This window comes from Pantoea sp. X-Soil-MYKO-1289, assembly GCF_059730625.1.
This window is the reverse complement of record NZ_AP036004.1, coordinates 2350074-2373756: the sequence shown is the minus strand read 5'-3', so window position 1 is coordinate 2373756 and position 23683 is coordinate 2350074. Positions and strand designations below refer to the sequence as shown.

General features: G+C 57.9%; 23 protein-coding genes and 1 pseudogene. 14 read left to right on the top strand and 10 right to left on the bottom strand.

Translation table 11 applies throughout. The features are described from left to right. Window positions 1–5 precede the first annotated feature (5 nt). From AC6I7Z_RS11450 to AC6I7Z_RS11440, 3 genes are all read left to right on the top strand, one after another. Complete coding sequence (locus tag AC6I7Z_RS11450; protein ID WP_103796060.1) at window positions 6–353, top strand: YebY family protein; 348 nt, start codon at window positions 6–8, stop codon at window positions 351–353. A gap of 471 nt (window positions 354–824) precedes the next feature. After that, window positions 825–1403 (top strand): serine O-acetyltransferase, encoded by a 579-nt coding sequence (locus AC6I7Z_RS11445; protein ID WP_497814290.1) that lies wholly within the window; start codon window positions 825–827, stop codon window positions 1401–1403. Window positions 1404–1907: 504 nt separating this feature from the next. Then, window positions 1908–2765 (top strand): manganese catalase family protein, encoded by an 858-nt coding sequence (locus AC6I7Z_RS11440; RefSeq protein WP_497814289.1) that lies wholly within the window; start codon window positions 1908–1910, stop codon window positions 2763–2765. Between the two features lie 223 nt (window positions 2766–2988). Here AC6I7Z_RS11440 and AC6I7Z_RS11435 read toward each other — a convergent pair whose 3' ends face one another. After that, window positions 2989–3195, bottom strand: coding sequence for a hypothetical protein (locus AC6I7Z_RS11435; RefSeq protein WP_033746561.1), 207 nt, complete (start codon window positions 3193–3195; stop codon window positions 2989–2991). 395 nt (window positions 3196–3590) lie between these two features. Between AC6I7Z_RS11435 and AC6I7Z_RS11430 the strand changes: the two genes are divergently transcribed. Beyond that, the gene (locus tag AC6I7Z_RS11430; RefSeq protein ID WP_497814288.1) at window positions 3591–4238 is read left to right on the top strand and encodes a metallophosphoesterase; all 648 of its coding nucleotides are present in this window, start codon (window positions 3591–3593) and stop codon (window positions 4236–4238) included. A gap of 3 nt (window positions 4239–4241) precedes the next feature. Here the strand turns inward: AC6I7Z_RS11430 and rsmF are convergent, their stop codons facing one another. The 3 genes from rsmF to yebS form a co-directional block, all read right to left on the bottom strand. After that, the gene (gene rsmF / locus AC6I7Z_RS11425; RefSeq protein ID WP_497814287.1) at window positions 4242–5660 is read right to left on the bottom strand and encodes a 16S rRNA (cytosine(1407)-C(5))-methyltransferase RsmF; all 1419 of its coding nucleotides are present in this window, start codon (window positions 5658–5660) and stop codon (window positions 4242–4244) included. A 145-nt stretch (window positions 5661–5805) separates the two neighbouring features. Next, window positions 5806–8442: a PqiB family protein gene (locus tag AC6I7Z_RS11420; protein ID WP_497814286.1), complete on the bottom strand. Its 2637-nt coding sequence runs from the start codon at window positions 8440–8442 to the stop codon at window positions 5806–5808. Then, window positions 8411–9655 (bottom strand): membrane integrity lipid transport subunit YebS, encoded by a 1245-nt coding sequence (yebS, locus tag AC6I7Z_RS11415; protein ID WP_033746568.1) that lies wholly within the window; start codon window positions 9653–9655, stop codon window positions 8411–8413. Before yebS ends, AC6I7Z_RS11420 begins: the two co-directional genes overlap by 32 nt. Window positions 9656–9888: 233 nt before the next feature. Here yebS and AC6I7Z_RS11410 point away from each other — a divergent pair, with 233 nt between their 5' ends. The 4 genes from AC6I7Z_RS11410 (at window position 9889) to htpX (ending at window position 14339) form a co-directional block, all read left to right on the top strand. Beyond that, the gene (locus tag AC6I7Z_RS11410) at window positions 9889–10389 is read left to right on the top strand and encodes a GAF domain-containing protein (RefSeq protein WP_497814285.1); all 501 of its coding nucleotides are present in this window, start codon (window positions 9889–9891) and stop codon (window positions 10387–10389) included. A gap of 96 nt (window positions 10390–10485) precedes the next feature. Then, window positions 10486–11172: an RNA chaperone ProQ gene (proQ, locus tag AC6I7Z_RS11405; protein ID WP_497814284.1), complete on the top strand. Its 687-nt coding sequence runs from the start codon at window positions 10486–10488 to the stop codon at window positions 11170–11172. Window positions 11173–11191: 19 nt separating this feature from the next. After that, window positions 11192–13237, top strand: a complete 2046-nt coding sequence (gene prc / locus AC6I7Z_RS11400) for a carboxy terminal-processing peptidase (RefSeq protein WP_497814283.1) — start codon at window positions 11192–11194, stop codon at window positions 13235–13237. A 220-nt stretch (window positions 13238–13457) separates the two neighbouring features. After that, entirely contained in the window at window positions 13458–14339 is an 882-nt protein-coding gene (gene htpX / locus AC6I7Z_RS11395) for a protease HtpX (RefSeq protein ID WP_033746579.1), read from the top strand. Between the two features lie 51 nt (window positions 14340–14390). On the opposite strand, the gene AC6I7Z_RS11390 is transcribed toward htpX, so the two are convergent. Beyond that, entirely contained in the window at window positions 14391–15770 is a 1380-nt protein-coding gene (locus AC6I7Z_RS11390; protein ID WP_497815433.1) for an MFS transporter, read from the bottom strand. A 178-nt stretch (window positions 15771–15948) separates the two neighbouring features. On the opposite strand from AC6I7Z_RS11390, the gene kdgR reads away from it, so the two are divergent. Next, entirely contained in the window at window positions 15949–16740 is a 792-nt protein-coding gene (gene kdgR, locus AC6I7Z_RS11385) for a DNA-binding transcriptional regulator KdgR (protein WP_497814282.1), read from the top strand. Window positions 16741–16812: 72 nt separating this feature from the next. On the opposite strand, the gene AC6I7Z_RS11380 is transcribed toward kdgR, so the two are convergent. Beyond that, on the bottom strand, window positions 16813–17049 hold the full coding sequence (locus tag AC6I7Z_RS11380; protein WP_497814281.1) for a YobH family protein: 237 nt from the start codon (window positions 17047–17049) through the stop codon (window positions 16813–16815). Between the two features lie 209 nt (window positions 17050–17258). Between AC6I7Z_RS11380 and AC6I7Z_RS11375 the strand changes: the two genes are divergently transcribed. From AC6I7Z_RS11375 to rlmA, 5 genes and pseudogenes are all read left to right on the top strand, one after another. After that, window positions 17259–17525, top strand: a complete 267-nt coding sequence (locus tag AC6I7Z_RS11375; RefSeq protein WP_096073283.1) for a YebO family protein — start codon at window positions 17259–17261, stop codon at window positions 17523–17525. A gap of 27 nt (window positions 17526–17552) precedes the next feature. Beyond that, window positions 17553–18563: an MBL fold metallo-hydrolase gene (locus tag AC6I7Z_RS11370; RefSeq protein ID WP_497814280.1), complete on the top strand. Its 1011-nt coding sequence runs from the start codon at window positions 17553–17555 to the stop codon at window positions 18561–18563. Between the two features lie 523 nt (window positions 18564–19086). Continuing rightward, window positions 19087–19220, top strand: a pseudogene (locus tag AC6I7Z_RS11365) (DUF2627 domain-containing protein). A gap of 21 nt (window positions 19221–19241) precedes the next feature. After that, window positions 19242–19451 (top strand): transcription antiterminator/RNA stability regulator CspE, encoded by a 210-nt coding sequence (gene cspE / locus AC6I7Z_RS11360; protein ID WP_003852684.1) that lies wholly within the window; start codon window positions 19242–19244, stop codon window positions 19449–19451. A gap of 138 nt (window positions 19452–19589) precedes the next feature. After that, window positions 19590–20387: a 23S rRNA (guanine(745)-N(1))-methyltransferase gene (rlmA, locus tag AC6I7Z_RS11355; protein ID WP_497814279.1), complete on the top strand. Its 798-nt coding sequence runs from the start codon at window positions 19590–19592 to the stop codon at window positions 20385–20387. Here rlmA and AC6I7Z_RS11350 read toward each other — a convergent pair. From AC6I7Z_RS11350 to manX, 4 genes are all read right to left on the bottom strand, one after another. After that, window positions 20384–20842: a DUF986 family protein gene (locus AC6I7Z_RS11350; protein ID WP_497814278.1), complete on the bottom strand. Its 459-nt coding sequence runs from the start codon at window positions 20840–20842 to the stop codon at window positions 20384–20386. The genes rlmA and AC6I7Z_RS11350 overlap by 4 nt on opposite strands. A gap of 69 nt (window positions 20843–20911) precedes the next feature. Continuing rightward, window positions 20912–21757: a PTS mannose transporter subunit IID gene (locus tag AC6I7Z_RS11345; protein WP_033746599.1), complete on the bottom strand. Its 846-nt coding sequence runs from the start codon at window positions 21755–21757 to the stop codon at window positions 20912–20914. Window positions 21758–21772: 15 nt separating this feature from the next. After that, window positions 21773–22573: a PTS mannose/fructose/sorbose transporter subunit IIC gene (locus AC6I7Z_RS11340; protein ID WP_033747932.1), complete on the bottom strand. Its 801-nt coding sequence runs from the start codon at window positions 22571–22573 to the stop codon at window positions 21773–21775. Between the two features lie 60 nt (window positions 22574–22633). Continuing rightward, window positions 22634–23602: a PTS mannose transporter subunit IIAB gene (gene manX, locus AC6I7Z_RS11335; RefSeq protein ID WP_497814277.1), complete on the bottom strand. Its 969-nt coding sequence runs from the start codon at window positions 23600–23602 to the stop codon at window positions 22634–22636. Window positions 23603–23683: the final 81 nt, after the last annotated feature.

The following is a 23683-nucleotide window of genomic DNA, read 5'->3' as shown; positions in this document are numbered from 1 at the left end:
AGGCTATTTTGCTGAAGAAAGTGATCCCCGCAATGCTGTTGTTATCTCTCTGTGGCCAGGCGCTGGCGTCGGAAATTATTACCGTCAGCCGTTTCGAGATAGGTAAGGCGGCCTGGCCCTTTAGCCGTGAAGAGGTGATGCTGAGCTGCGAAAAAGATGGTTCGCTGTTCGCCATCAACCCCAGCACGCTGATGCAGTATCCGCTTAACGATAAGGCGGAAGCGCGCGTGAAGGCCGGGCAGGTAAAAGCGCAGCCCATTTCCGTGATCCAGGCGGAAGATAAAGCGCACCCGGGCCAGATGATGAGCCTTCAGCCGATTATCGAGCGTACTCAGGCGCTGTGCGATAAATAATCCTGTCGGGGCGCGAACGCTTTTCGCGCCTGATTTCGCCAATTCTGCCGTCAGGATCACAATCTGATCCTGCGGATCTCCTCTGTCCGGCCGTTCGCTGGCATTTCCGCAGACGTGGGCTAACCTTAAATTGCAAGGCGTCATCGCCTGCATTAATGCCAACTTTTAGCGCACGGCTCTCAAAGAGCCATTTCCCTGGACCGAATACAGGAATCGTGTTCGGTCTTTTTTTGTTTGCTTTTTGCTACGTAGTTTTTACTGTCATATTGTCATTTAACCTCTCATTATACGCTCCTGTTAAAGCTGATTTTCCGACGCGCCTGCAACATTTGAAATATCAATAGATTATGATCTGGCTGAGTTGAGCGGCTAACCAAATGATTCAATTTGTGCGCAGCCTGCCGGTATTGTCAGCAAAGAGCGAAACGGTTAAGGTAAGCACTTTAATAATATTCTTTGATACACTTTTTTATGGCTAAAAAATCACTAGAGAAAAAAAGCTTACATCAACTGCTGCGCTATTGGCATGTTGAAGTAATAGGCGTAAACAAGCCTTTTAGCATTCGGCGCCTTTACATGCGAATGAAGAATAAGCCTGGCTTAAAATATGTATTCTGGTGGCGACTGGCTAATCATCTTTACTCTACTGGCTATAAAAGAATGGCCTATCGCATTCATAATCGTATTAAAAAAAATTTTGGCTGCGATATTATGCTAGGCGCAACTATCGGTGAAGGACTGACGATTGCGCATCATGTTGGCGTGGTCGTCACGAAGCGTGTAGTGGCTGGGAAAAATATGAAACTGACGCAAAATTGCGTAATAGGCAGCGTAGGTAAGAATGAGCAGGGAAAAATTATAATCGGCGATAACTTTTTCCTGGGTTCGAATAGCTGCGTAATTGGCGACGCGTTACACATCGGCAATAACGTTACTGTTGGTGCAATGAGTTTTGTTAATAAGGATGTTGCTGATAACTGTACGCTCTATACTGAAAAAAGTACCCGTTTAATTGAAAAAATTAACTCAGAGGCTGGCAGGCTTTCCTGATATCTGTTTGTTCCCGCTGTACATGAGGTTGAATCACGTGGAAGGGTTGCCTCATGTAGCATATACAGCTCAACACTCACTAAAGAATCAGATAATTTGCGCATTTTTGCCCCTTTTCCATTGGCCACCTTACTGCAAGCGGAAACGCAGATTAGACTCATGCTGTGTTGAATTTATCCTCTCTTTTTTTATTTTTTTCTTACAGGTCAGAGAAGCATTTACAGGTGCGCAATAGGGGGGGCAGCGCGTTTCGCTTAAGTATGAGGATCCCTGAGCCTGGCGGGAAATAATCCAGACAAACACTAAGTGTATTGGTGCGATGCTGAAATTTTATCCAGGGAGTGAAGTTAAAATTAAATGTGGCTAAGCGATTAATATAAATGAGTTGATGCCGCTTCCGACCGCTTATTTTCCCCCGCCAGCCTTTACGGGCGCGCTTTCATTTTTCGCCAACCTCTTCCAGGCTTGTCTGGCTTATTCTTTTCAACATGCCGGGAGATAATTATGTTTCACCATTCTTCAAAGCTTCAATATCCAGTACGCGTCGACAAAGCCGACCCGGAATTCGCCATGCTATTACAGCAGGCGATCGGCGGCGTGGAAGGGGAGATCCGTGTGGCGATGCAGTACTTCTTCCAGGCGATGGGCGCGCGCGGCGATGCGCGAATCCGCGATTTGCTGATCTCTACCGCAACCGAAGAGCTGGCGCATATCGAAATGCTGGCGCATGCCGTGGCGCTCAATCTGGAAGGCGCGCCGCTCTCCTATCAGGAGGCGTCGGCGAAAGATCCGGTGGTGAATGCGGTACTGGGCGGTATGAACCCGCGCCATATCCTTTCGTCAGGTTTGGCGGCGCTGCCGGTCAACGCCAACGGCGTGCCTTTCGATATGAGCCATATCTACGCGTCCGGCAACGTGGCGGCCGATATGCTGGCCAACGTCACGGCGGAAGCGACGGGACGCGTACTGGCGACCCGCCTCTACAATCTCACTGAAGATAGCGGCATGAAGGATTTTCTCTCCTTCCTGATCGCCCGCGACACCATGCATCAACAGCAGTGGCTTGCGGTGATTGAAGAGATGGGCGGACTTAACGCTTCGCTGCCGATACCGAACAGCTTCCCGCAAAGCGAGGAAGCCAGCGAGCATTCTTACTATGTGCTTAACACCTCGCTGGATAAACCGCTGCCGAAAGGCCGCTGGTGCGAAGGGCCGTCATTTGACGGTAAAGCCCAGTTCACCGCGAAAGAGAAACCTGAGCTGCTGGGCGATGAGCCGCTACTGGGTCATGCCCGTCCGGGATCGGGCGCGCAAAGCGAGCAGGAGCTATCGGGCACCGTTCCGCCAGCGTTAAAACCCTAATCGCGCGCTGTCCAGGGAAGGACACAAAGCCGACGCGTCTGACGCGTCGTCTTATGCTTGCCAAAAAATGAACTATCGCCTCAACGGCGGCAGCGGCTGTCGTACCAGTCTAAATCAGAGCGCTGAAAAATATTTTTTTCGATGTCCGCTAAAAAGCTCTTCTTAGCCTGCTGCGGCGCCAGAAATGAAAAACCCCAGCCTGCGCCGGGGTTAACTGAATCACTTATTTAGTATCCAGAACCTGCTGCAGCCAGACCAGTTCGTCATCGAAACCAGACTCGCGTAACAGCTGGAAATAGGATTGCTGAATATCCGTTGAAACTGACGCCAACAGCATGCCCAGCATTCCTTTGGTTTTACAGATTTCTAGTGCTGCGTTTTCGAGAGAATCAAGGTTAAAACTTACGTTATCAAGCGTTTCAGCGACCATTCTTATTCTCCTGACCGGAGGTAATCAGCCATCCCCCCTTTGCTGTGTGTATCTGCTCCACATCGTGGACGGGCTGAGATCTCACACTAGCGCAGTTTCGTCTGTCGGAAACATCCTGATATCTGAACAGTAATCGCCATCCGCTGGCGCTTTTAGCGGCGAAGCGTACGGAAAATCTGAGTAGAGGGCAGAAAGCATCGCGTTCGACTTCTCAGCCGACAAACAGCAGATGCACGAGGCGCGCCAGCGATTCCAGCAGCAGCACGCTGCCGAGGAAGATAAGCACTAGCACGCTGATAAATTGTTTCCGGCTATTCATCACGCCTCCCTGAAGATGTGACCGGCTATACTTTAACCCGCGATAAGTAAACCTGTTGTTAACAAGCGGAATCAAAATGCACTACCAGTATCTCAACGGTGAAAACTGGCAAAATATCTGGATTGTCGGCGATCTGCACGGCTGTCGCCGTCAGCTGGATGCGCTGCTGCTGGAAAACGCTTTTGATAAGCAAAGCGATCTGCTGATTTCCGTCGGCGATTTAATCGACCGCGGGCCTGACAGTCCTGGCTGTTTAGAGCTGCTTGATGCGCCATGGTTCCGCTGCGTGCGAGGAAATCATGAGGAGATGGCGCTGCGAGCGTTACAGTGTCACGATTCGCTCGGCTGGATAATGAACGGCGGCGACTGGTTCTATAAGCTAACGGGCGCAAGGCTCATTGCGGCGCGTCATGCGCTAAGAAGGCTAGAGAGCCTGCCGCTGATTCTGCATCTGCAGCTGGCGGATCGCATCGTTGTCGTGGCGCACGCCGACTATCCGGCGGAGCGCTACGCGTGGGAGCAGCCGCTGGACTGGGATAAAGTGGTGTGGAATCGCGAACGCATCGCCCGGCTGCAAACGGGCGAAGCGGGAAAAATCGCCGGCGCGGATGCTTTTTACTTCGGCCATACGCCGCTGCAGCATCCGCTGGAATCAGGCAACCTGCACTATATCGATACCGGCGCGGTGTTCGGCAACCGACTGACGCTGATGCAGCTGCAGTAAGGCTCAGCGGAACAGGCGGCCGTCGCGCACCAGCTCGCGCGGGTAGCTGTTCTTAATGCGGCTGCCGACGCGTTTCGCCAGGCCGATCGGCTGCTGCTGGTAGGTCACAATCACTTCATCACGCTGCGGCGGCGTATCAGGAAAAATATCCCGGCCGCGATACCACTCCAGCGCCTCGTCGGCGCTCAGCTCAAACGCCCGTTCTGCGTCCGGCTGCGCCAGCGCGATCGCCGCTTCATGCTGCCAGCGATAGCCTTTGGCAAAGGTTTCTGCCAGCTTAATGCCGATGCGGGAGAAGCGAACGCTGCCGAGCAGCGGCGTAATCGCCTCGGGAAAGAGCCAAATCTCTTTGTCGCGCTGCCACAGCGTCAGGTCGTCGCTCCACTGCAGGCATACCGACGCCGCGGCCTGAGCCACCTCCGCCGCCGCTTTTTTATTCAGCGGCGTAAAAGGCAGCTTGCCCAGCTTGTAGCCGGGCTGCGGCAGCGGCGGCACCGAGTCGGTTTTACGCAGGCGCGCCACAAAGAAGCCTTCGCTGTCGAAAAGCTGCGGAAAAACGTGCAGATACCCTTCCGGCGTCAACGCCTGCCCGGCGCCCGCGAAGAGCGCGTCAAGCGGAACGACCTCTACCGCGTGCGGATAGCGCGCCAGCAGCCAGGCAATGACCTGCTGATTTTCAATCTGGTTAAGGGTGCAGGTGGAATAGACCAGCGTGCCGCCGGGCTTCAGAGCATGAAACGCGCTCTCGAGCAGGTCGCGCTGGGTAGCGGCGATCGTCTCGGTGCTGCTCAGCGACCAGTTTTTCAGCGCGTCGGCATCTTTGCGGATCACGCCTTCGCCCGAGCAGGGCGCGTCCAGCAGCACGGCGTCGAAACGCTCCGGCAGCGCCGGGCCAAAGACGCGCGCGTCGAAGTGGGTCAGCGCCACGTTGCTGACGCCGCAGCGGCTGACGTTGGCGTGCAGCACCTTAACGCGGCTGGAGGAGAACTCGTTAGCGAGGATAGCGCCGCGGTTGTTCATATGCGCCGCGATCTGCGTGGTTTTCGAACCCGGCGCCGCCGCCATATCCATCACCGTTTGCGCCTCGGGCGCGCCGTCGAACAGCGCGCTGACCGGCAGCATCGAGCTTGCTTCCTGAATGTAAAACAGGCCGCTAAGATGCTCGGCCACGCTGCCAAGCGGCAGGCTTTCGTCATCTCGCTCAATCCAGAAGCCTTCCGCGCACCAGGGCACCGGCGCCAGCCGCCAGCCATAGTCAGCCGTCTGGGCGAGGAAATCCGCCACGCTGATTTTAAGCGTATTGACGCGGATAGCGCGGCGCAGCGGCTGCTGGCTGATGGCGATAAAGCGCTGCAGTTCAGCGTCGTCGGGCAGGGCGTCGCGCATCAGATCAAGAAAGTCAGAGGGGAAAAGGTCGGCCACGGCAGGTTCCAGGTAAGGCGTTGAGGTCAAAAACAGGGCGCCAGTGTAGCACGAAAATGGGGGTGGGACGCCTCGCGCTTCGGTCGATAACGCCCACCCTCAGTTTGCTCAGCCGTCTGAAAGCGGTTTCAGACGGCTGACGAGATTACTGCCGCGGCTCGGGGATCGCCGTCCCCCAGCTGCGCCAGTTTTTCGGCGCTTCATCCTGCAGCAGGAAGTGCTTGTCCGCGCCTGCCTGCGGCGCCAGCGGCACCGTCGGCGGGGTGGCGAACTGAATGCCGCCGCGAATAAACTGCTGGAAGGTGCCGGTTTTCACTACGCCGCCGATCAGGCCGAAGTCGAGGTTATAGCCGGACGCCAGCCAGAACACCGAGTTGTTGCGCACCAGATGCTGATACTTCTTGCTGATGCGCAGCGCAATCTGCACGCGATCCGCCATATTGCCCAGCGAGGTACCGGTCACGGTGCCGACCTCGACGCCGCGAAACAGCACCGGCGTGCCGATTGAGAGCGAGCCCGCCTCGGCGGCATCGACATAAATCGTCAGCCCGTTCAGGTAGCGTGAATCGGTAATGGTGCTCTCCTGCAGCTCAAAAACCCGCGCCGGACGCCCCTTGCCGGGATCGACATTGACGTAAGGCTGCAGCAGCGTCTCCAGATGGTTGACGCCAGCCGGAGAGATTTCAGGCGATACCACCGAGAAATGGCTGCCGCTGCGCGCAAAGTCCTGCACATACTCTGGATAGAGCACCGCTTTCGCCACCACCTGGTTGTTATCCTGGCTGAGCGACAGCGACTCGACCTGGCCGATATTGATGCCCAGATAGCGAATCGGCATACCTTCCGACAGCTTGCTGGCGTCATAGGTATGCAGCGTAATCTGGCTGCCGACCGCGCGCGCGGCCGTCTCGGAAGGATAGAGCGTGCGTTTGCTGCCTTTGGCGTTCGCCGCGCCGCTCATATTGTCGAAGCTGATGGCGCCGCGCAGCGCGCGGTTCAGCGGCGACGCCTGAACGGTCAGGCCGCTGCCGTTAAGCTGCACGCGCGCGCCGCCTTCCGCCCAGAACACGCTCTCGCTGGTCAATAGCTTGCGGTACTCCGGCTTGATATGCACCGCGATATCGAAAGCGCTGGCGCGCGGCGTGACGTCGACGATTTCGCCCACTTCATATTTGCGGTAAAGCACCACCGAACCAGCCTGTACGTCCGGCAGGCTGTTGGCGGTCAGCGTCAGCGTCGTCGAAGGGCGATCGCCGATAACGCCTTCCTCCGCCTTTTCGGCGTCGGCGAACAGCGGATAGGCGGATTTCACCGCGCCCTGGTTGCCTGGCTCGAGACGGATGCCGCCGTCGACCCATTCGCGCGCGCTGGCGCCCAGTACCTTCATGCCGTCGAGGCCGAACTTCACGTCGAGTCGGCTGTTGACGATAAACTTGCTGTCGCCGTGCACCAGGTTGCGATAGGCCGGCTCAATCGCCGCCACGAACTGAATGCCTTTCTCATTCAGCTCGCGCGAAATCACCTGGCCGATCTTCATGCCGTGCAGCATCACCGGCTGACCGGCGTCGATGCCGTAGCTTTCCGGCGCGCTGAGCTTCACCGTCAGCACGTCGGGCTTCTGCAGCAGCGACTCGTTGGCGGGCAGCACGGTAAAGTGGCTTTGCGGCTCGCCGTCGCCCGGCACCAGCTCCAGCGTATTGCCGGTCAGCAGGCTGCTGAGGTTGGTATCGGTAAGACTCACTTTCGGACTGCGCATCTCAATGCGCGTGCCGCTGCGCATCAGGCTCACCACGGAGGGATCCAGGGTCAGCTCGCCCGTGACTTTGCCGCCGCTCAGTAGGTTGAGTTTGGTCAGGCTGCCGACCTCCAGCCCCTGATAGATCAGCGGCGTGCGGCCCGCTTTCAGGTTATTGCCGTCGGGCAGATCGAGCGTGACCACCACGCCGCGCTGGCTGCGCGCCAGATCGGGGTAGAGTTTGTAGTTCTGGTCAGTTTTCGCCTGCGGCGAATCGTCCGGCGAGTCGAAGGCGATAGCGCCGTTGACCAGCGCCGCAAGGCTCTCCAGCTCCACCTTCGCGCCGCTCAGGCTGACGTCGGCGCTCAGCCCCGACACGTTCCAGAAGCGGCTGTTGCTCTTGACCAGATTATTGAAGCGGCGTTCGATCAGCACGTCGATGGTGACGCCATCCGTCTTGCTGTTGATGCTGTAGTCATAAACGCGGCCCACCGGGATCTTGCGGTAGTAAACCAGCGATCCTGAGTTGAGCGCGCCGAGATCGGGCGCGTGCAGATGGATCAGCAGCTCGCCGGTATTGACGCGATACTTCGGCTGGGTATCCTGCGCGACGAAGTTTTCGCGCGGCTTGCCGCTGCCCGGCATCATGCCGATATAGTTGCCGCCCACCAGCGCGTCGAGACCCGAGACGCCCGCCAGCGACGCTTTCGGCGTCACCAGCCAGAACTGGGTGTTTTCGCGCAGCGCCTCTTTCATATCGCTTTTGATGCTCGCCTTGATCTGAATGGTGCGGTAGTCGTCGCTCAGATTGATGCCCTGCACGGTGCCGACCTCCACGCCCTGATAGCGGACAGGCGTGCGGCCTGGCACGATGCCGTCCGCCGACTGAAAGTTAATGGTGATCACCGTGCCGCGCTCTTCATAGTTAGTCCAGAGCAGCCAGCCGGCGATCAGCATGGCGATGATCGGCAGAAGCCAGAATGGCGAAACCTTACGTTTGTTGCGCAGCGTCGCGTTAGTCGATGTAGTCGGCGTTTCCTGTTGCATGTGCATCCCAAAGCAGGCGGCTGTCGAGCCACTCAACGGCCATGATGGTCAGGATCACCGCCGCGCCGAAGTAAAACGCGGCGGGTCCCATGGTAAAAGCCAGCAGCTGATCGCGATTGACCAGCGACATGGTTAATGAAATCACAAAGAGGTCCAGCATCGACCAGCGGCCTACCCAGGTAACGACCCGCAGCAGGCGAATGCGGGTTTTCAGCCCCTGTTCGCAGCGGAAGTGAATGCTGAGCAGCAGCGTCAGCATCACCAGCACCTTGGTAAAAGGCACCAGAATACTGGCGATAAACACCACCGCCGCCACCGGAATATTGCCGGAGGCCAGGCCGAGGATGCCGGAAAAGATGGTGTCCTCGCGCCGTGAACCGTTCAGGTAGACCACTGAGATTGGCAACAGGTTGGCGGGGATCAGCAGCACGATCGAGGCGATCAGCGCCGCCCAGGATTTTTGCAGGCTGTGGCGACGCCGGAAGTCGAGCGGCGTATGGCAGCGCGGACAGCGGCCGCGCGCGTCCGGCTCACCGGTATTGTGGCAGTTCAGGCAGACCTGCAGCCTGTCGCGTGCGGTGGTATTCTGCTTCTGCGGATAGAAGTGTTCCCACAGCTGCTCGACGTTAAGGTGGATCAGCGTCAGCAGGCTCAGCAGCGTCAGCGTCAGGTAGGCGGCCAGCCCGTAGCCGACTTCCAGCGAGGCGTAATCCTGCACTTTAATCGACGCCACCGCGATGCCCACCAGGTAGATGTCGAGCATCACCCACTCTTTAACCTTCTCCAGCATCAGCAGCACCGGACGCAGGTTCATCCCTAGCCGATGGCCGAGGGTAAGATAGCCGATGCCAGCCACCAGCGCGACCGGCGCGCCGATGGTACAGAACGCCACCATCGAGGCGGTCAGCACATTACCCTGTTCCGCCATCTGGATTACGCCGCCCAGCAGGCTGGCGTTAATGCGCATGCCGAGCAGGCGAATATCCACCAGCGGCAGGGTAAAGGCGAAAGGCATCAGCACCATGATCATCGCGGCCATCACCGTCAGCCGCGTCATTGACCAGTCGCGCCCGCTGATAATTTGCGCATGGCAGCGTGGACAATAGGCAGACTGATGCGATTTCACATCCGGTAAGGAAAAAAGGGTATCGCATTGCGGACAACGCTGATAACGTGCGTGGGGCAATGGCTGGCTGATAGCGTGAATTTTCATAGGGTGATGCAGTTTTCGCCCAGATATTTGTCGCTGTGACCGGATGCGGTCGTGGGGCAAAAAAACGTTTTTACGTTTCCGGCATCCCCGCCAGGGGCCCACGTTTCGATCCACAAAAATCTAAGGTTATAGCAACTAACGCTATGATTCACCTTGTGGCGGTGGATATTTAGTGCTTATTTTAACGGGCGGTTAATTAAAGCCGCTCTGTTGTTAATGTTAATGGTTAAACAATGAACAAAACTGCCTTTTACGACGATTTGAATCGCGACATGCGCGCGTTGCTCGCGGGCGAGAGATCCTTTCTCGCCGCGCTGGGCAACTTTAGCGCGCTGCTGTATGAACGCCTTGAGGGCGTCAACTGGGCGGGCTTCTACCTGCTGACGGAAGCCGATACGCTGGTGCTGGGGCCTTTTCAGGGCAAAATCGCCTGCGTGCGCATCCCGGTAGGCAAAGGCGTCTGCGGCACGGCAATGGCGCAGGATAAAGTGCAGCGCGTCGACGACGTGCACGCTTTTCCCGGCCATATCGCCTGCGACGCCGCCAGCAACGCCGAGATCGTGATTCCTCTGAAAGTAAACGGCGCGCTGGTAGGCGTTCTGGATATCGACAGCACGGTGTTCAATCGCTTCGACAGCGAGGATGAGACAGGGCTGGTTGCACTGACTGATGGGCTTTGCGACGTGCTGGCGGGCAGCGATATCGAAAAATTTTTGCAGCTGACGCGTAGCTAATCGACTGGATCGCATGGTATTTGGCAATGTTGTCATTATAATGACGCCTGTTCATGCCTGCTCTGGTCGGCAAATCCGTTGTAATCAGGAAATTTCATGGAAAATCAACCTAAGTTGAATAGCAGTAAAGAAGTGATCGCCTTTCTGGCGGAACGTTTTCCAAACTGCTTTAGCGCCGAAGGTGAGGCGCGTCCGCTCAAAATCGGCATCTTTCAGGATCTGGTCGAGCGCATTCAGGGCGAAATGGGTCTGAGCAAGACTCAGCTGCGTTCGGCGCTGCGTCTCTATACCTCCAGCTGGCGTTATCTCTACGGCATCAAAGCCGGCGCGACGCGCGTCGATCTCGACGGCAACGCCTGCGGCGTGCTCGACGAGCAGCACGTGCAGCATGCGCGTCAGCAGCTGGAAGAGGCGAAAGCGCGCGTTCAGGCGCAGCGCGAGCAGCAGAAAGCCGCGAAGCGCGAAGCTGGCGAAGAGGGCGCAGAACCCCGTCGTCCGCGTCGTCCCGCCGCACGCAAGCCAGCCGAAGGCGAAGCGCCGCGTAAAGCGCGTCCTCAGTCGCCGCGTCCGGCCGTTCAGGATCGCAAACCGGCTCCGCGCCCCGCAGCGCAGGCGAAACCCATCACCGATACCTCAACTTTGCAACCTGGCCAGAATATCAAAGTCAAAGCAGGCAAAAGTGCGATGGACGCCACCGTTCTTGAAGTGTCAAAAGACGGCGTTCGGGTACAGCTCGCTTCCGGCATGGCAATGATTGTGCGCGCAGAACACTTGCAGTTCTGAAACGGAGGCTGACCCCGGCATGAACACCCTGTTAAAAATCGGTATGATTGCGGGCCTGCTACTGGCAGGCCCTTCATTTGGCGCAGAGAATATTACCCGCGTCGATCAGATCCCCCAGCTTCACGAAGATCCGCAGGATCCTACCGTCAGTGAACGGGTGACCTCTCGCTTTACCCGCTCTCACTATCGCCAGTTCGATCTCGATCAGGCCTTTTCGGCGAAGATTTTCGACCGTTACCTGAACATGCTCGACTACAACCACAACGTGTTGCTGGCATCGGACGTGGCGCAGTTCGCCGACAAGAAAAGCACGCTCGGCGATGAGCTGCGCAGCGGCAAGCTGGATGTGTTCTACGATCTCTATAATCTGGCGCAGAAACGCCGCTTCGAGCGCTATCAGTACGCGCTCGACGTGCTGAAACGCCCGATGAATTTTACCGGCAACGACACTATCGATATCGATCGCGCTAAAGCGCCCTGGCCGAAAGATCAGGCGGAGCTGAACGCGTTGTGGGACGCCAAGGTAAAGTATGACCAGCTCAGCCTGAAGCTGACTGGCAAAGATGAAAAAGAAATTCGCGATGTGCTGACCAAACGCTACAACTTCGCTATTCGCCGCCTGGCGCAGAGCAACAGCGAAGATGTGTTCCAGCTGGCGATGAACGCCTTCGCGCACGAAATCGATCCGCACACCAACTACCTGTCGCCGCGCAACACCGAACAGTTCAACACCGAAATGAGTCTGTCGCTGGAAGGTATCGGCGCGGTGCTGCAAATGGATGACGACTATACGGTGATCAACTCGATGGTTGCGGGCGGCCCTGCGGCGAAGAGCAAAGCGATCAGCGTCGGCGACCGCATTGTCGGCGTCGGTCAGCCGGGCAAGCCGATGGAAGATGTCATCGGCTGGCGTCTCGACGACGTGGTAGCCAAAATCAAGGGGCCGAAAGGCAGCAAAGTGCGTCTTGAAGTGCTGCCTGCGGGCAAAGGCACCAAAACCCGCACCGTGACCCTGACGCGCGAGAAGATCCGCCTTGAAGACCGCGCGGTGAAGATGAGCGTGCACAACGTCGGCAAACAGAAAGTCGGCGTGCTGGATATTCCGGGCTTCTATGTCGGTCTGACCGACGACGTGAAGGTGCAGCTGCAGAAACTGCAGAAGCAGAACGTCGACAGCGTGGTGATCGATCTGCGCACCAACGGCGGCGGCGCGCTGACCGAAGCGGTTTCGCTCTCTGGTCTGTTTATCCCCAGCGGTCCGGTGGTGCAGGTGCGCGACAACAACGGTCGCGTGCGTGAAGACAGCGACAACGACGGCGTCGTCTACTACAAAGGCCCGCTGGTGGTGCTGGTGGACCGCTTCAGCGCTTCGGCGTCGGAAATCTTCGCGGCGGCGATGCAGGACTACGGTCGCGCGCTGATCGTCGGCGAACCGACCTTCGGCAAAGGCACCGTGCAGCAGTATCGCTCGCTGAACCGCATCTACGATCAGATGCTGCGTCCGGAGTGGCCTGCGCTTGGTTCCGTGCAGTACACCATCCAGAAGTTCTACCGCATCAACGGCGGCAGCACCCAGCGTAAAGGCGTCACGCCGGATCTGCTGATGCCGACCGGCGTAGAAGCGGCGGAAACCGGCGAGAAGTTCGAAGATAACGCGCTGCCGTGGGACAGCATCAACGCGGCGACCTACACCAAAACCGGCGATGTTAAGCCGCTGGTGGCGCAACTGACCAAACAGCACGAAGCGCGCATCGCCGAGGATCGCGAGTTCCAGTACATCATGAAAGATATCGCCCGCTTTAATGCGATGAAGGACAAGCGCAATATCGTGTCGCTCAATCTCGCCCAGCGCGAAAAAGAGAACCACGAAGAGGATGCGCTGCGTCTGGAGCGGATTAACGCGCGCTATCAGGCGGAAGGCAAAAAGCCGCTGAAGAGCTTGGACGATCTGCCGAAAGATTATAAAGAGCCCGATCCTTATCTCGACGAGACGGTGCGAATCGCCAACGACCTGGCGCAGCTGGATAAGTCCCAGCCCGCGTCAACGCCGCCCGCCGCGCAGTAAGCGCAGGGGAGTGAAAAGCACCGCGCCGCGGTGCTTTTTTTTTGCCTGGAAGCAGGGGAACGACCCGTGCAAACCTGGCCATGCTGCGCAGACGTGACTAAATGTAAAGTTATGTCTTTTTAGGCACTTAAAGATTAAGGTCGCTTGAAATGCGCTGCGATGACCCTAGGATAAGGATCCGCGCAATTAGCGCATGAACAACTGAGGAAGATTAACTTTTATGATGCGTATTGCTCTTTTCCTGGTGACCAACTTAGCTGTGATGTTGGTCTTTGGGCTGATCCTCAGCCTTACAGGGATCCAGTCAAGCAGTGTTCAGGGCCTGATGATCATGGCAGGCCTGTTTGGCTTTGGCGGTGCGTTTGTTTCACTGCTGATGTCGAAGTGGATGGCGTTGCGTTCGGTCGGCGGTGAGGTGATTGAACAACCCCGGAATGAAACGGAACGCTGGCTGATGCAGACCGTTGGGCGTCAGGCGCAGCAGGCGGGCATCGCGATGCCGCAGGTGGCTATCTACCATGCGCCCGACATCAACGCCTTCGCCACCGGCGCGCGCCGCGACGCCTCGCTGGTCGCCGTCTCTACCGGACTGCTGCAGAACATGAGCCGCGATGAAGCGGAAGCGGTGCTGGCGCACGAGATCGCGCATATCGCCAACGGCGACATGGTGACCATGACGCTGATTCAGGGCATCGTGAACACCTTCGTCATCTTTATCTCGCGCATTATTGCGCAGGTGGCGTCGGGCTTCCTTTCCGGCAACCGCGACGGCGAAGAGAGCAGCAACGGCAATCCGCTGGTCTACTTTGCCGTGGCGACGGTGCTGGAGCTGGTGTTCGGTATTCTGGCCAGCATCATCACCATGTGGTTCTCGCGCCACCGCGAATTCCACGCCGACGCCGGTTCTGCAAAGCTGGTAGGGCGCGAGAAGATGATCGCCGCGCTGCAGCGTCTGAAAACCAGCTACGAACCGCAGGAGCCGAGCAGCATGATGGCGTTCTGCATCAACGGCAAAAACAAGTCGCTGAGCGAGCTTTTTATGTCGCACCCGCCGCTGGATAAGCGTATCGAAGCGCTGCGCAGCGGTCAGTATCTGAAGTAACCGTTCAGGCGATAAAAAGGCGACTCCCCGGAGTCGCCTTTTTTATGGCCGTCACTGCGCCGCGGCGCGTTTCTGCGACAGGCGTGACAGGCTGAAGAGCGCGGCGACGCTGGAGAAGAGTCCGGCGAGGATCAGCGAAGCGTGCGTGCCGCCCTGATCGAACAGGGTGAACATCAGCGCCACCAGCGCTGCGCCGCTGCTCTGACCCAGCAGGCGCGCCGTGCCCAGCATGCCGCTGGCGCCGCCGCTGCGGTTGCGCGGGGCGGAAGAGATAATGGTGTGGTTGTTGGGCGACTGGAACAGGCCAAATCCGGCGCCGCACAGCGCCATGCGCCAGATAATATCCCAGTCCTGCGGCTGCGCAGGCAGCAGCGCCAGCAGAAACAGTCCCGCCGCGAACAGCGCCAGGCCGACGCCGCCCAGCAGCCCGGCGTGAATATGCTCAATCAGGCGTCCGGCAATCGGCGCCAGCACCATCGTCGCCAGCGGCCAGGGCGTCAGCAGCAGGCCGGTTGCGACCTCGTCGCGTCCGAGCACGTTCTGCAGGAAAAAGGGCAGCGACACCATCGCCAGCATCTGTGCGCAGAAAGAGCAAATGGAGGTGCAGATAGAGAGGCTAAACAGCGGAATGCGCAGTAGATCCACCGGCAGCAGCGGCACCGCCAGACGCTGCTGTCGACGCACGAAGAACCAGCCGAGCACCGCCAGCACCGCGACTTCCACCAGCGCCAGCGCCAGACTGCCGCCCTGGGCGAAACCGGTCAGCGCATAGATGAGCAGGCCGAAAAACAGCGCGTTCATCAGCGCGCTCGGCACGTCGAACTTCTGCGCCTTTGCTTTCTGGCTGTTCTCCGGCAGGTAGCGCAGCGCCAGCCACAGCGCAATTACGCCGAGCGGCACGTTAATCAGGAACAGCCATTTCCAGCTGGCGAATGACAGGATCGCCGCGGCCACCGTCGGGCCGGCGGCGCTGGAGACCGCCACCACCAGCGAGTTAATCGCCATACCGCGTCCCAGGTGACGCTGCGGATAGATTATGCGGATCAGCGCGGTGTTGACGCTCATCAGCGCCGCGCCGCCAAACCCCTGCAGCACGCGCGCCAGCGTCAGCATCGAAAGCGATGAGGAGAGGGCGCAGAAGGCTGAGGTGAGGATAAACAGGCCGAGTCCGACCTGATAAACCCGGCGATAGCCCAGCATATCGCCGAGAAAGGAGAGCGACAGCAGCGAGGCGACGATAGCGATTTGATAGGCGTTGACGATCCAGACCGACTGCGCCGGGCTGGCGTGCAGGTCGCGCGCGATGGTGGGCAGCGCCACGTTGGCGATAGCGCCATCCAGCACCGCCATCATAATACCCAGCGCAATGGTAAAAATAGCGCCGTACCGCTGCGGAGCGGGCAGGCCATCCTGAAAAGGTGTCGGGGACATAGAGAGAAAAATAAAGTGGGTGAATATCACCATGCTAATGAATCTGCTGCTGAAACGCACCGTCTTTCACGCAAAAAGCGAGGTTTAAATATGTCGTGCGGTGACAGGTCTGGGTTTAGCGCGCTATATTGGTCATCTGTTCCGATTTTATTAAAACAATTTTAAAAAAGGGTGCGCGATGGCCGCCAGTGAAAACGATAAACAACCCGACGCCGTTTCCTCCGTAATGAAGGTGTTCGGCATTCTGCAGGCGCTGGGCGAGGAGCGCGATCACGGCATTACCGAGCTGGCGCAGCGCGTGATGATGTCGAAGAGCACCGTTTACCGCTTCCTGCAGACCATGAAGACGCTGGGTTATGTGACGCAGGAAGGCGAGAGCGAAAAGTACTCTCTCACGCTGAAGCTGTTCGAGCTGGGCGCGAAGGCGCTGCAGAATGTCGATCTGATCCGCAGCGCAGACGTGCAGATGCGCGAGCTTTCACGGCTAACCAAAGAGACGATTCACCTCGGGGCGCTGGAAGAGGACAGCATCGTCTACATCCATAAAATCGACTCGCTCTATAACCTGCGCATGTATTCGCGCATCGGACGGCGCAATCCGCTGCACACCACGGCGATCGGCAAAGTGCTGCTTGCATGGCGCGACCGCGGTGAGGTGAATGAGATTTTGAAAGAGGTGGAGTTCAAGCGCAGCACCGCCAACACCATCGTCACGCGCGAAGCGCTGATCGAGGTGCTCGATCAGGTTAAGGCGCAGGGCTTCGGCGAAGATAACGAGGAGCAGGAAGAGGGGCTGCGCTGTATCGCCGTGCCGGTCTTCGACCGCTTCGGCGTGGTTATCGCCGGTCTGAGCATCTCTTTCCCGACTATCCGCTTCTCGGAAGAGGCGAAAAGCGACTATGTCGCCATGCTGCATCGCGCGGCGCGCGCGCTCTCCGCCGAGATGGGCTATCACCACTACGATTTCTGATAAAAAAGCGGGCAAGATGCCCGCTTAACCTTTCTGTGTCTGGTCAGTGCGGCTCAGTTGGCCGCGTGCCGCTTAATTGTCGATCACCTCGCCGCTCTTCTTCAGCAGCGGGCAGTCGCTCACGCCGATAACGCCGCTGTCGGTATGCAGATACTGGGCGGTAATCAGACCGCGCGCAGTAAGGTAGTTGCATTGCAAGCCCAGACCCGCTGCGTTTTTAGTGCTGCCGGTCAGCACGCCATAGCCGGTAAACAGCATGGCGACCCAGATAACGGCGAGCAGAACGATCGCCCGAATAAAGAGTTTCATTTTTTCTCCTTGTGATACATAACGCAGCTGTCCACGTTGCGCTGCCGCCCGTAATATTAACAGCTTGCCTCGCTTTGTCTGCCGAAGCGATCGGAGATTGCTGAAAGCGAGGCGTCAGGGAATTCTGCATTCAGGCGCATAGCCTGGTCAGCCGCGCGCGCAGCAGGTAGAATCGACGCCATCGATATTTTTCCGTTTTTGAGGCAGTTATGAACGAATTAGCCGCAACCACCGATCCGCTGTTCAGCTATGGCGTACTGGCGGTCACTATCATTGTGGCGTTTATCGCCTGGTTTTTTGTGAACCGGGCCAGCGTGCGCGCCAGCGAACAGATCCAGCTGCTGAGCCAGCTGCTGGAAGAGCAAAAAAAACAGAACGCGCTGCTGCGTCGCCTGGTGGAAAGTCAGCGCGGAGAGCAGGAAAAGCCGGAAACGGAAGAACCGCGCGAATTTATCCGCATGATCCCGGAACGCTAAGGTTCCTTAGCCCGGCAAGGAGGCGAAATGCCCTGGCAAAATCCCTGGTATGACGCCAGCAAAGCGCACCATACTCCCGAAGGCTTCCGCAATCCCGAGCCGGATCTGCGCCAGCCGGGCGATCTCGACCGCTGGCGCAAAGAGCGCAAGGCGGCAGGAGTGCCATTCCCGCCGCAGGCGGGCTATGACCAGTTCACTGCGCGCTGGTGGCAGCCCGCCGATCTCGCTGGCGCAGACGATCGTGTCTGGTGGTTAGGCCATGCGGCGATGCTGCTGCGTCTCAATCAGCGCTATCTGCTGATCGATCCGGCGCTCTCGCCGCGCGCCTCGCCGCTGCCCTTTGCCGGACCGAAACGCAAAACCCCGCCGCCGCTGCGCATTCAGGATCTGCCGCGCCTCGACTATGTGCTGATTTCCCATAATCACTACGATCATCTCGACTCCGCCACCGTCAGGCGCATTATCCGCCGTTTTCCTGAGGTTACCTTTCTGGTGCCGCTGGGGCTGGAAGGCTGGTTTAAACGGCGCGGCGCGCGCCACATGCGCCAGCTTGACTGGTGGCAGAGCCAGCAGGAAGAGGATCTGGCCCTGACCGCCGTGCCGGCGCGTCACTGGAGCATGCGCACGCCCTACGATCGCAACCGCTCGCTCTGGTGCGGCTGGGTCGTGCGCAGCAAGAGGCTTAATTTCTGGTTTTCCGGCGACAGCGGTTTTTCTGAAAATCTGGCGGAGATCCCGCGTCGGCTCGGCCCTTTTAATCTGGCGGCGTTACCTGTTGGCGCCTATGCACCGAAATGGTTCATGCAGAGCAGCCATATGGATCCCGATCATGCGGTTTCATTATGGCGGCTAACGGGTGAGCCGCTCGCCCTGCCAATTCACTGGGGCGTCTTCGAACTGGCTGACGAATCGCTGGATGAGCCTCCGGCGGAATTACTGCGCGCCATTCGCCGCAGCGGCGAAGATAATGGCCGCTTTGCGCCATGGAAAATTGGCGAGAGCCGCAGCCTGGAGCCTGTTTACCAGGAAAATTCCTAAATATCGGCGCTTATCCCCAGACGGGTATTGGGTTTTAAGAGAAGAATTATTCAGGATCAAAGAAGAAATGGTAATAAGAAATAAGTGTTGCTCTGCTTTTAATTGGGGCAACGCGCATTTTTATTTTCATGATTTTGGTGCAAAAGCTTTTAATATCTGCGCCAGCAAAAATTGAGAGCCCGCTATCTTAAAGTCAACCACAGCGGCGCATTTTAGCTTCACGGTTTCGGTTAAGAAAAACGAATGCCATAATACTGCAATAATCTTTCCGTAAATTAATCCGTTACGGTGAACAAGGATGGACGAAGACGCGGTTATCCGCTAACGTTATTTACCTCGCCGCCGGGTTGATGGATATCGTTTTTTCGGCTACCACTGGATGAGTTATGTACCAAAATGAACAAAGCCTGGCGCTGCTTTGCAAATTTTGTGCGGCGCGTCCATGGTCGATTAAAAATGCCTTGCCATTAATTTGCGGATATGTGATAACAATTCGTGGGTCAAACGAGGTACAGTTCTGTTTATGTATGGCATCTTCAGTAAAGAAGTTACGAGTAAAAACGTTGACGTTGAATACCGCTTCCTTGCCGAACCTTATTAGTGCCTCATTCAGTAACGTCTCTGGTTTCTCTGTAGGTCTGCCTTCGGGCAAAATAAACACTCTAAGGAATTTGCAAAATGGCAAAGATTAAAGGTCAGGTTAAGTGGTTCAACGAGTCTAAAGGTTTTGGTTTTATTACTCCTGCTGACGGTAGCAAAGATGTGTTCGTACACTTCTCCGCTATCCAGGGCAACGGTTTCAAAACCCTGGCTGAAGGCCAAAGCGTTGAGTTCGAAATTCAGGACGGCCAGAAAGGCCCGGCTGCAGTCAACGTAACCGCTATCTGATTTCGTGCCAGCTCGGTGCCATGCACCACTGAAAACGAATCCTGTAAAGCCCTGGTCATCTGACCGGGGCTTTTTCTTTGCGCTTTCGATACGACAGCGAACGGAGTACACTGCGGCGCTCTTGTTAATGGAGTTCGTATGTTGCTGATTTGCCCCCTCTGTCACCTCCCTTTACAGCCTGAAAACCGCAGCTGGCGCTGTGAAAACCGTCACCAGTTCGATCAGGCGAAAGAGGGCTACCTCAATTTGCTGCCCGTTCAGCATAAAGGCTCGCGCGAGCCTGGCGACAGCCCGGAGATGATGCAGGCGCGGCGCGAGTTTCTACAGGCGGGCTACTATCAGCCGCTGCGCGACGGCGTGGTGGCGCTGCTGCGCGAAAAGCTGCCGGGCGCGGGCGCGCTGCTTGATATCGGCTGCGGCGAAGGCTATTACACTTCGGCGCTCAGCGCGCTGGGCGGTGAGGTATACGGGCTGGATATCGCCAAAAACGCCATTCGTCTGGCGGCGAAGCGCTATCCTGACGTGCAGTTCTGCGTCGCCTCTAGCCAGCGTCTGCCTTTTGCCGACGCGTCGCTGGATGGGGTGGTGCGTATCTACGCGCCCTGCAACGAGGCAGAGCTGACGCGCGTCATCAGGCCTGGCGGCGTGCTGCTGACCGTCACGCCCGGAGCGCACCATCTGCAACAATTCAAGGCGCTGATCTATCGCGAGGTGCAGCTCCATGCGCCGGAAGAGAAGTGCTACAGCGGCTTTAGCGAAGAGAGCCAGCAGTCGCTGCGCTACGCGATGCGCCTGAGCGGCGACGCGGCGGCCACGCTGCTGCAGATGACGCCTTTCGCCTGGCGCGCAAAGCCGTCGGTGTGGGGTGAACTGCAGGCGTCGAAAACCTTCGAATGCGACGCCGACTTCCGTCTGACGCTATGGCGGCGCGATTAGCGCGCCTCCACCAGCGTATGGTAAATGCGTTCCAGATCGTCGAGCTGCTGCACGGCGATAAGCAGGCGACGCTGCTCCAGCTGCATCACCAGAATGCCGTCTTCGGAGAGATTGATGTTCTGAATGCGTGGATAGGCTATCCAGACGCCGCCATAAAACAGCCCGTCGCGTTTCATCAGCAGAGTGGGGCGGCGCAGCCAGAAAAGCCAGAAGGCGAGGAAGAGGAGCACCATCAGCAGGGTGGTGGTCAGCTGCGGTCCCTGATGCGTCACATTATTCCAGAGTAAAATCGCCAGCAGCCCGATAAATATCAGGCTGTCGATCTTATGCCTGCGCCGCAGCGCCACGCTCAGGCGCGTCGGGCCTTTACGGCGCGGCAGAATCAAATCGTTGTAGAGAGAGAAAAGCAGCAGCGCGGCGATGCAGAGCGCGATGAGGCCGTCCGTTAGTGTCATCACATTCTCCTGAGGCGATACGGCGGAAAAGCGGGGAAAATGCCGGGCGCGGCGCGCCCGGCGAGTGTACTACAGGCCAAGCAGGCCGATCCAGTAGCCGAAAATCCCGATAACGAAGAAGCCGACGATAATCCACAGCGCGTTGACCTTGCGGCGCAGCAGCCACATACAGGCAAAGGTCAGCAGCAGCGGCACGATGCCCGGCATCAGCTGATCGAGGATGGTCTGAACCGTGGTGACCGTAGTCTTCCCGGTCTGGTCGGTAATGCGCGATACCACCAGCGGAATATTAACGTGCGTCCACTTGTTCACCAGCGCGCCCATGACAAACAGGCCGAGAATCGACGCCCCCTCCGTCAGCTTCTGCAGAAAACCGCCGCCCATGTCGCTGACGATATCAATCCCTTTGCGGTAGCCGTACGCCACGCCGTAATAGCGGGTCAGCAGGCGCGCCAGATTGAACAGCACAAAGAAAAGCAGCGGACCCAGCAGGCTGCCGCTCATGGCGATGCCTGCGCCGAGCGCGGCGAAGACCGGACGCACGGTGCCCCAGAAAATCGGGTCGCCGACGCCCGCCAGCGGCCCCATCAGGCCGACTTTAATGCCGTTGATGGCGGCGTCGTCGATGGCTGCGCCGTTGGCGCGCTGCTCTTCCATCGCCATGGTCACGCCTAATACCGGCGCGGCTACGTAGGGATGGGTGTTGAAGAACTCCAGATGGCGCTTAATCGCCTGACGGCGCGCCTCGTTATTTTCCGGATAGAGGCGGCGGATCACCGGCACCATCGAGAAACAGAAGCCCAGCGCCTGCATACGCTCGAAATTCCATGACCCCTGGAACAGGTTCGACCGCAAAAACACGCCGCGGATGTCGCCTGGGGTGAGTTTCTTTTGCGTTGTAGTTGTATCTACCATGTTGTCACCTGTTCCTTAGTCAAGTTCGTTATCGAGATCGTTATTTGCCGGACCCGCCGCAGGCGCGCCCGCCACGCGGTTATATTTTGGCGCCAGCTGGATATAGAGCACTGCCATGACCACGCCGATGACGCCCAGCGCGACAAGGTTGAAGCTGGTGAAGGCCGCGGTGACGAAGCCGAGGTAGAAGAAGGGCATCAGATAGCCTGCGCGCATCATATTGATGACCATCGCGTAACCGACCACTACGATCATGCCGCCGGCGATGTTCAGGCCGTTGGTCACCACTTCAGGGATAGAGCTAAGCAGCGAGTGAACCGCGCTGGTGCCGACGGAAATCGCCACGATCAGCGCCGGAATGGCGATACGCATCGCCTGCAACACCAGCGCCGAGACGTGGATCCACGAAATCGCCGTCAGGTTGCCTTTCTCCGCCGCCTTATCGGCCGCGTGCTGGAAGGCCACGGTGATGGTGCGCACGATAATCGTCAGCACCTGGCCCGCCGCCGCCAGCGGAATCGCCAGCGCAATGCCCGCGCCGACGCTCTGACCGCCGGCGATAACCAGAATGGTGGAGATAATCGAGGCGAGAGCCGCATCGGGCGCCACGGCGGCGCCGATGTTCATCCAGCCCAGCGCGATCATCTCCAGCGTGCCGCCGATGATGATGCCGGTTTTCATATCGCCGAGCACCGCCCCAATCAGGGTACAGGCCACCAGCGGACGGTGAAACTGAAACTCATCCAGAATCGAACCCATACCCGCAATACAGGCCACGATAAATATCAGGATGATTTGTAGCGAGGTTATTTCCATCATATCCCTTCTCCTCAGCAGGATAGCGTTAACTGGCCCGCAGGCGCAGCTGGCGGCGTTTTACGCATTGACCTTCGCAATCAGGTCCATCATTTTCAGTTTTTGATCGCTGGAGACCTTGCGGACTTCCAGCTCGATATTGCGTTCATTGAGCTTACGAAACGCGGCGATATCTTTGTCATCGACCGAGACGGCGTTATTGACCTGGGTTTTACCCTGGCGAAACGCCATGCCGCCGATATTGACCGACTTGATCTCTACGCCTTGCTCGACCACGCGCAGCACGTCGGTGGGATTGGTGAACAGCAGCATCACGCGATCGCGGCCATATTTCGGGTTGTTCCAGACGCGCACCATTTTGTCGACGTCCACCACGTGCGCGGTCACGCCGGGCGGCGCCACCTGCGTCAGCAAGGTTTTGCGGACGTGATCTTTTGCAACTTCGTCGCTGACCACGATAATGCGCGAGACGTTGGTCTCTTTGGTCCAGCGCGTCGCCACCTGGCCGTGGATCAGGCGGTCGTCGATGCGCGCCAGCCCGATTTTCATATGTTCGCCCGGCGCCAGCGGCTGCGCTGGGGCAGGCGGCGCTTTGGCCGCAGGGGCGGCGGCTGGGGCAGGCGGCGCGGCAGGCACGGTTTTCTGCGCCTTAACGCCTTCGCGACCCGTTTCTACCGCGATGCCAACCAGTTCGGTAAAGCTGGGATCGTCGTCGCGCGCCATTAGCGTTTCCACCAGCATCGGAATATTGACCCCGGCGATCACATCGTAATTTTCTTTATCCAGCACCACGCGGCTGGCGGCGTTGAATGGACTTCCGCCCCAGGTATCGACTAAAAACAGCGCCCCTTTCGAGGTATCCAGCTTTGCCAGCTGCGCCTGATATTTTTCAATAAGCGTTTCTGCATTTTCGCCGGGCACAAAGTCGATCCATCCGACATTCTCCTGCTCGCCCAACAGCATCTCTGCGGTTTTCAGCAGTTGTTCGGCTGCCCAGCCGTGTGTACCAATTACTATCGCAATGGTCACTTGCTACCTCCGTTCGCTAAAGAAATTCGTCTGGAGTCGACGAATCGTTATGAGTTATCGCTACGGTTATCTGGCGACAAA

Coding starts and splice junctions, on each gene's coding strand:
- AC6I7Z_RS11445 (WP_497814290.1), top strand. CDS start 825: ATGGCTAAAAAATCACTAGAGAAAAAAAGCTTACATCAACTGCTGCGC.
- AC6I7Z_RS11440 (WP_497814289.1), top strand. CDS start 1,908: ATGTTTCACCATTCTTCAAAGCTTCAATATCCAGTACGCGTCGACAAA.
- AC6I7Z_RS11435 (WP_033746561.1), bottom strand. CDS start 3,195: ATGGTCGCTGAAACGCTTGATAACGTAAGTTTTAACCTTGATTCTCTC.
- AC6I7Z_RS11430 (WP_497814288.1), top strand. CDS start 3,591: ATGCACTACCAGTATCTCAACGGTGAAAACTGGCAAAATATCTGGATT.
- AC6I7Z_RS11420 (WP_497814286.1), bottom strand. CDS start 8,442: ATGCAACAGGAAACGCCGACTACATCGACTAACGCGACGCTGCGCAAC.
- yebS (WP_033746568.1), bottom strand. CDS start 9,655: ATGAAAATTCACGCTATCAGCCAGCCATTGCCCCACGCACGTTATCAG.
- AC6I7Z_RS11410 (WP_497814285.1), top strand. CDS start 9,889: ATGAACAAAACTGCCTTTTACGACGATTTGAATCGCGACATGCGCGCG.
- proQ (WP_497814284.1), top strand. CDS start 10,486: ATGGAAAATCAACCTAAGTTGAATAGCAGTAAAGAAGTGATCGCCTTT.
- prc (WP_497814283.1), top strand. CDS start 11,192: ATGAACACCCTGTTAAAAATCGGTATGATTGCGGGCCTGCTACTGGCA.
- htpX (WP_033746579.1), top strand. CDS start 13,458: ATGATGCGTATTGCTCTTTTCCTGGTGACCAACTTAGCTGTGATGTTG.
- AC6I7Z_RS11390 (WP_497815433.1), bottom strand. CDS start 15,770: ATGTCCCCGACACCTTTTCAGGATGGCCTGCCCGCTCCGCAGCGGTAC.
- kdgR (WP_497814282.1), top strand. CDS start 15,949: ATGGCCGCCAGTGAAAACGATAAACAACCCGACGCCGTTTCCTCCGTA.
- AC6I7Z_RS11380 (WP_497814281.1), bottom strand. CDS start 17,049: ATGAAACTCTTTATTCGGGCGATCGTTCTGCTCGCCGTTATCTGGGTC.
- AC6I7Z_RS11375 (WP_096073283.1), top strand. CDS start 17,259: ATGAACGAATTAGCCGCAACCACCGATCCGCTGTTCAGCTATGGCGTA.
- AC6I7Z_RS11370 (WP_497814280.1), top strand. CDS start 17,553: ATGCCCTGGCAAAATCCCTGGTATGACGCCAGCAAAGCGCACCATACT.
- cspE (WP_003852684.1), top strand. CDS start 19,242: ATGGCAAAGATTAAAGGTCAGGTTAAGTGGTTCAACGAGTCTAAAGGT.
- rlmA (WP_497814279.1), top strand. CDS start 19,590: ATGTTGCTGATTTGCCCCCTCTGTCACCTCCCTTTACAGCCTGAAAAC.
- AC6I7Z_RS11350 (WP_497814278.1), bottom strand. CDS start 20,842: ATGACACTAACGGACGGCCTCATCGCGCTCTGCATCGCCGCGCTGCTG.
- AC6I7Z_RS11345 (WP_033746599.1), bottom strand. CDS start 21,757: ATGGTAGATACAACTACAACGCAAAAGAAACTCACCCCAGGCGACATC.
- AC6I7Z_RS11340 (WP_033747932.1), bottom strand. CDS start 22,573: ATGGAAATAACCTCGCTACAAATCATCCTGATATTTATCGTGGCCTGT.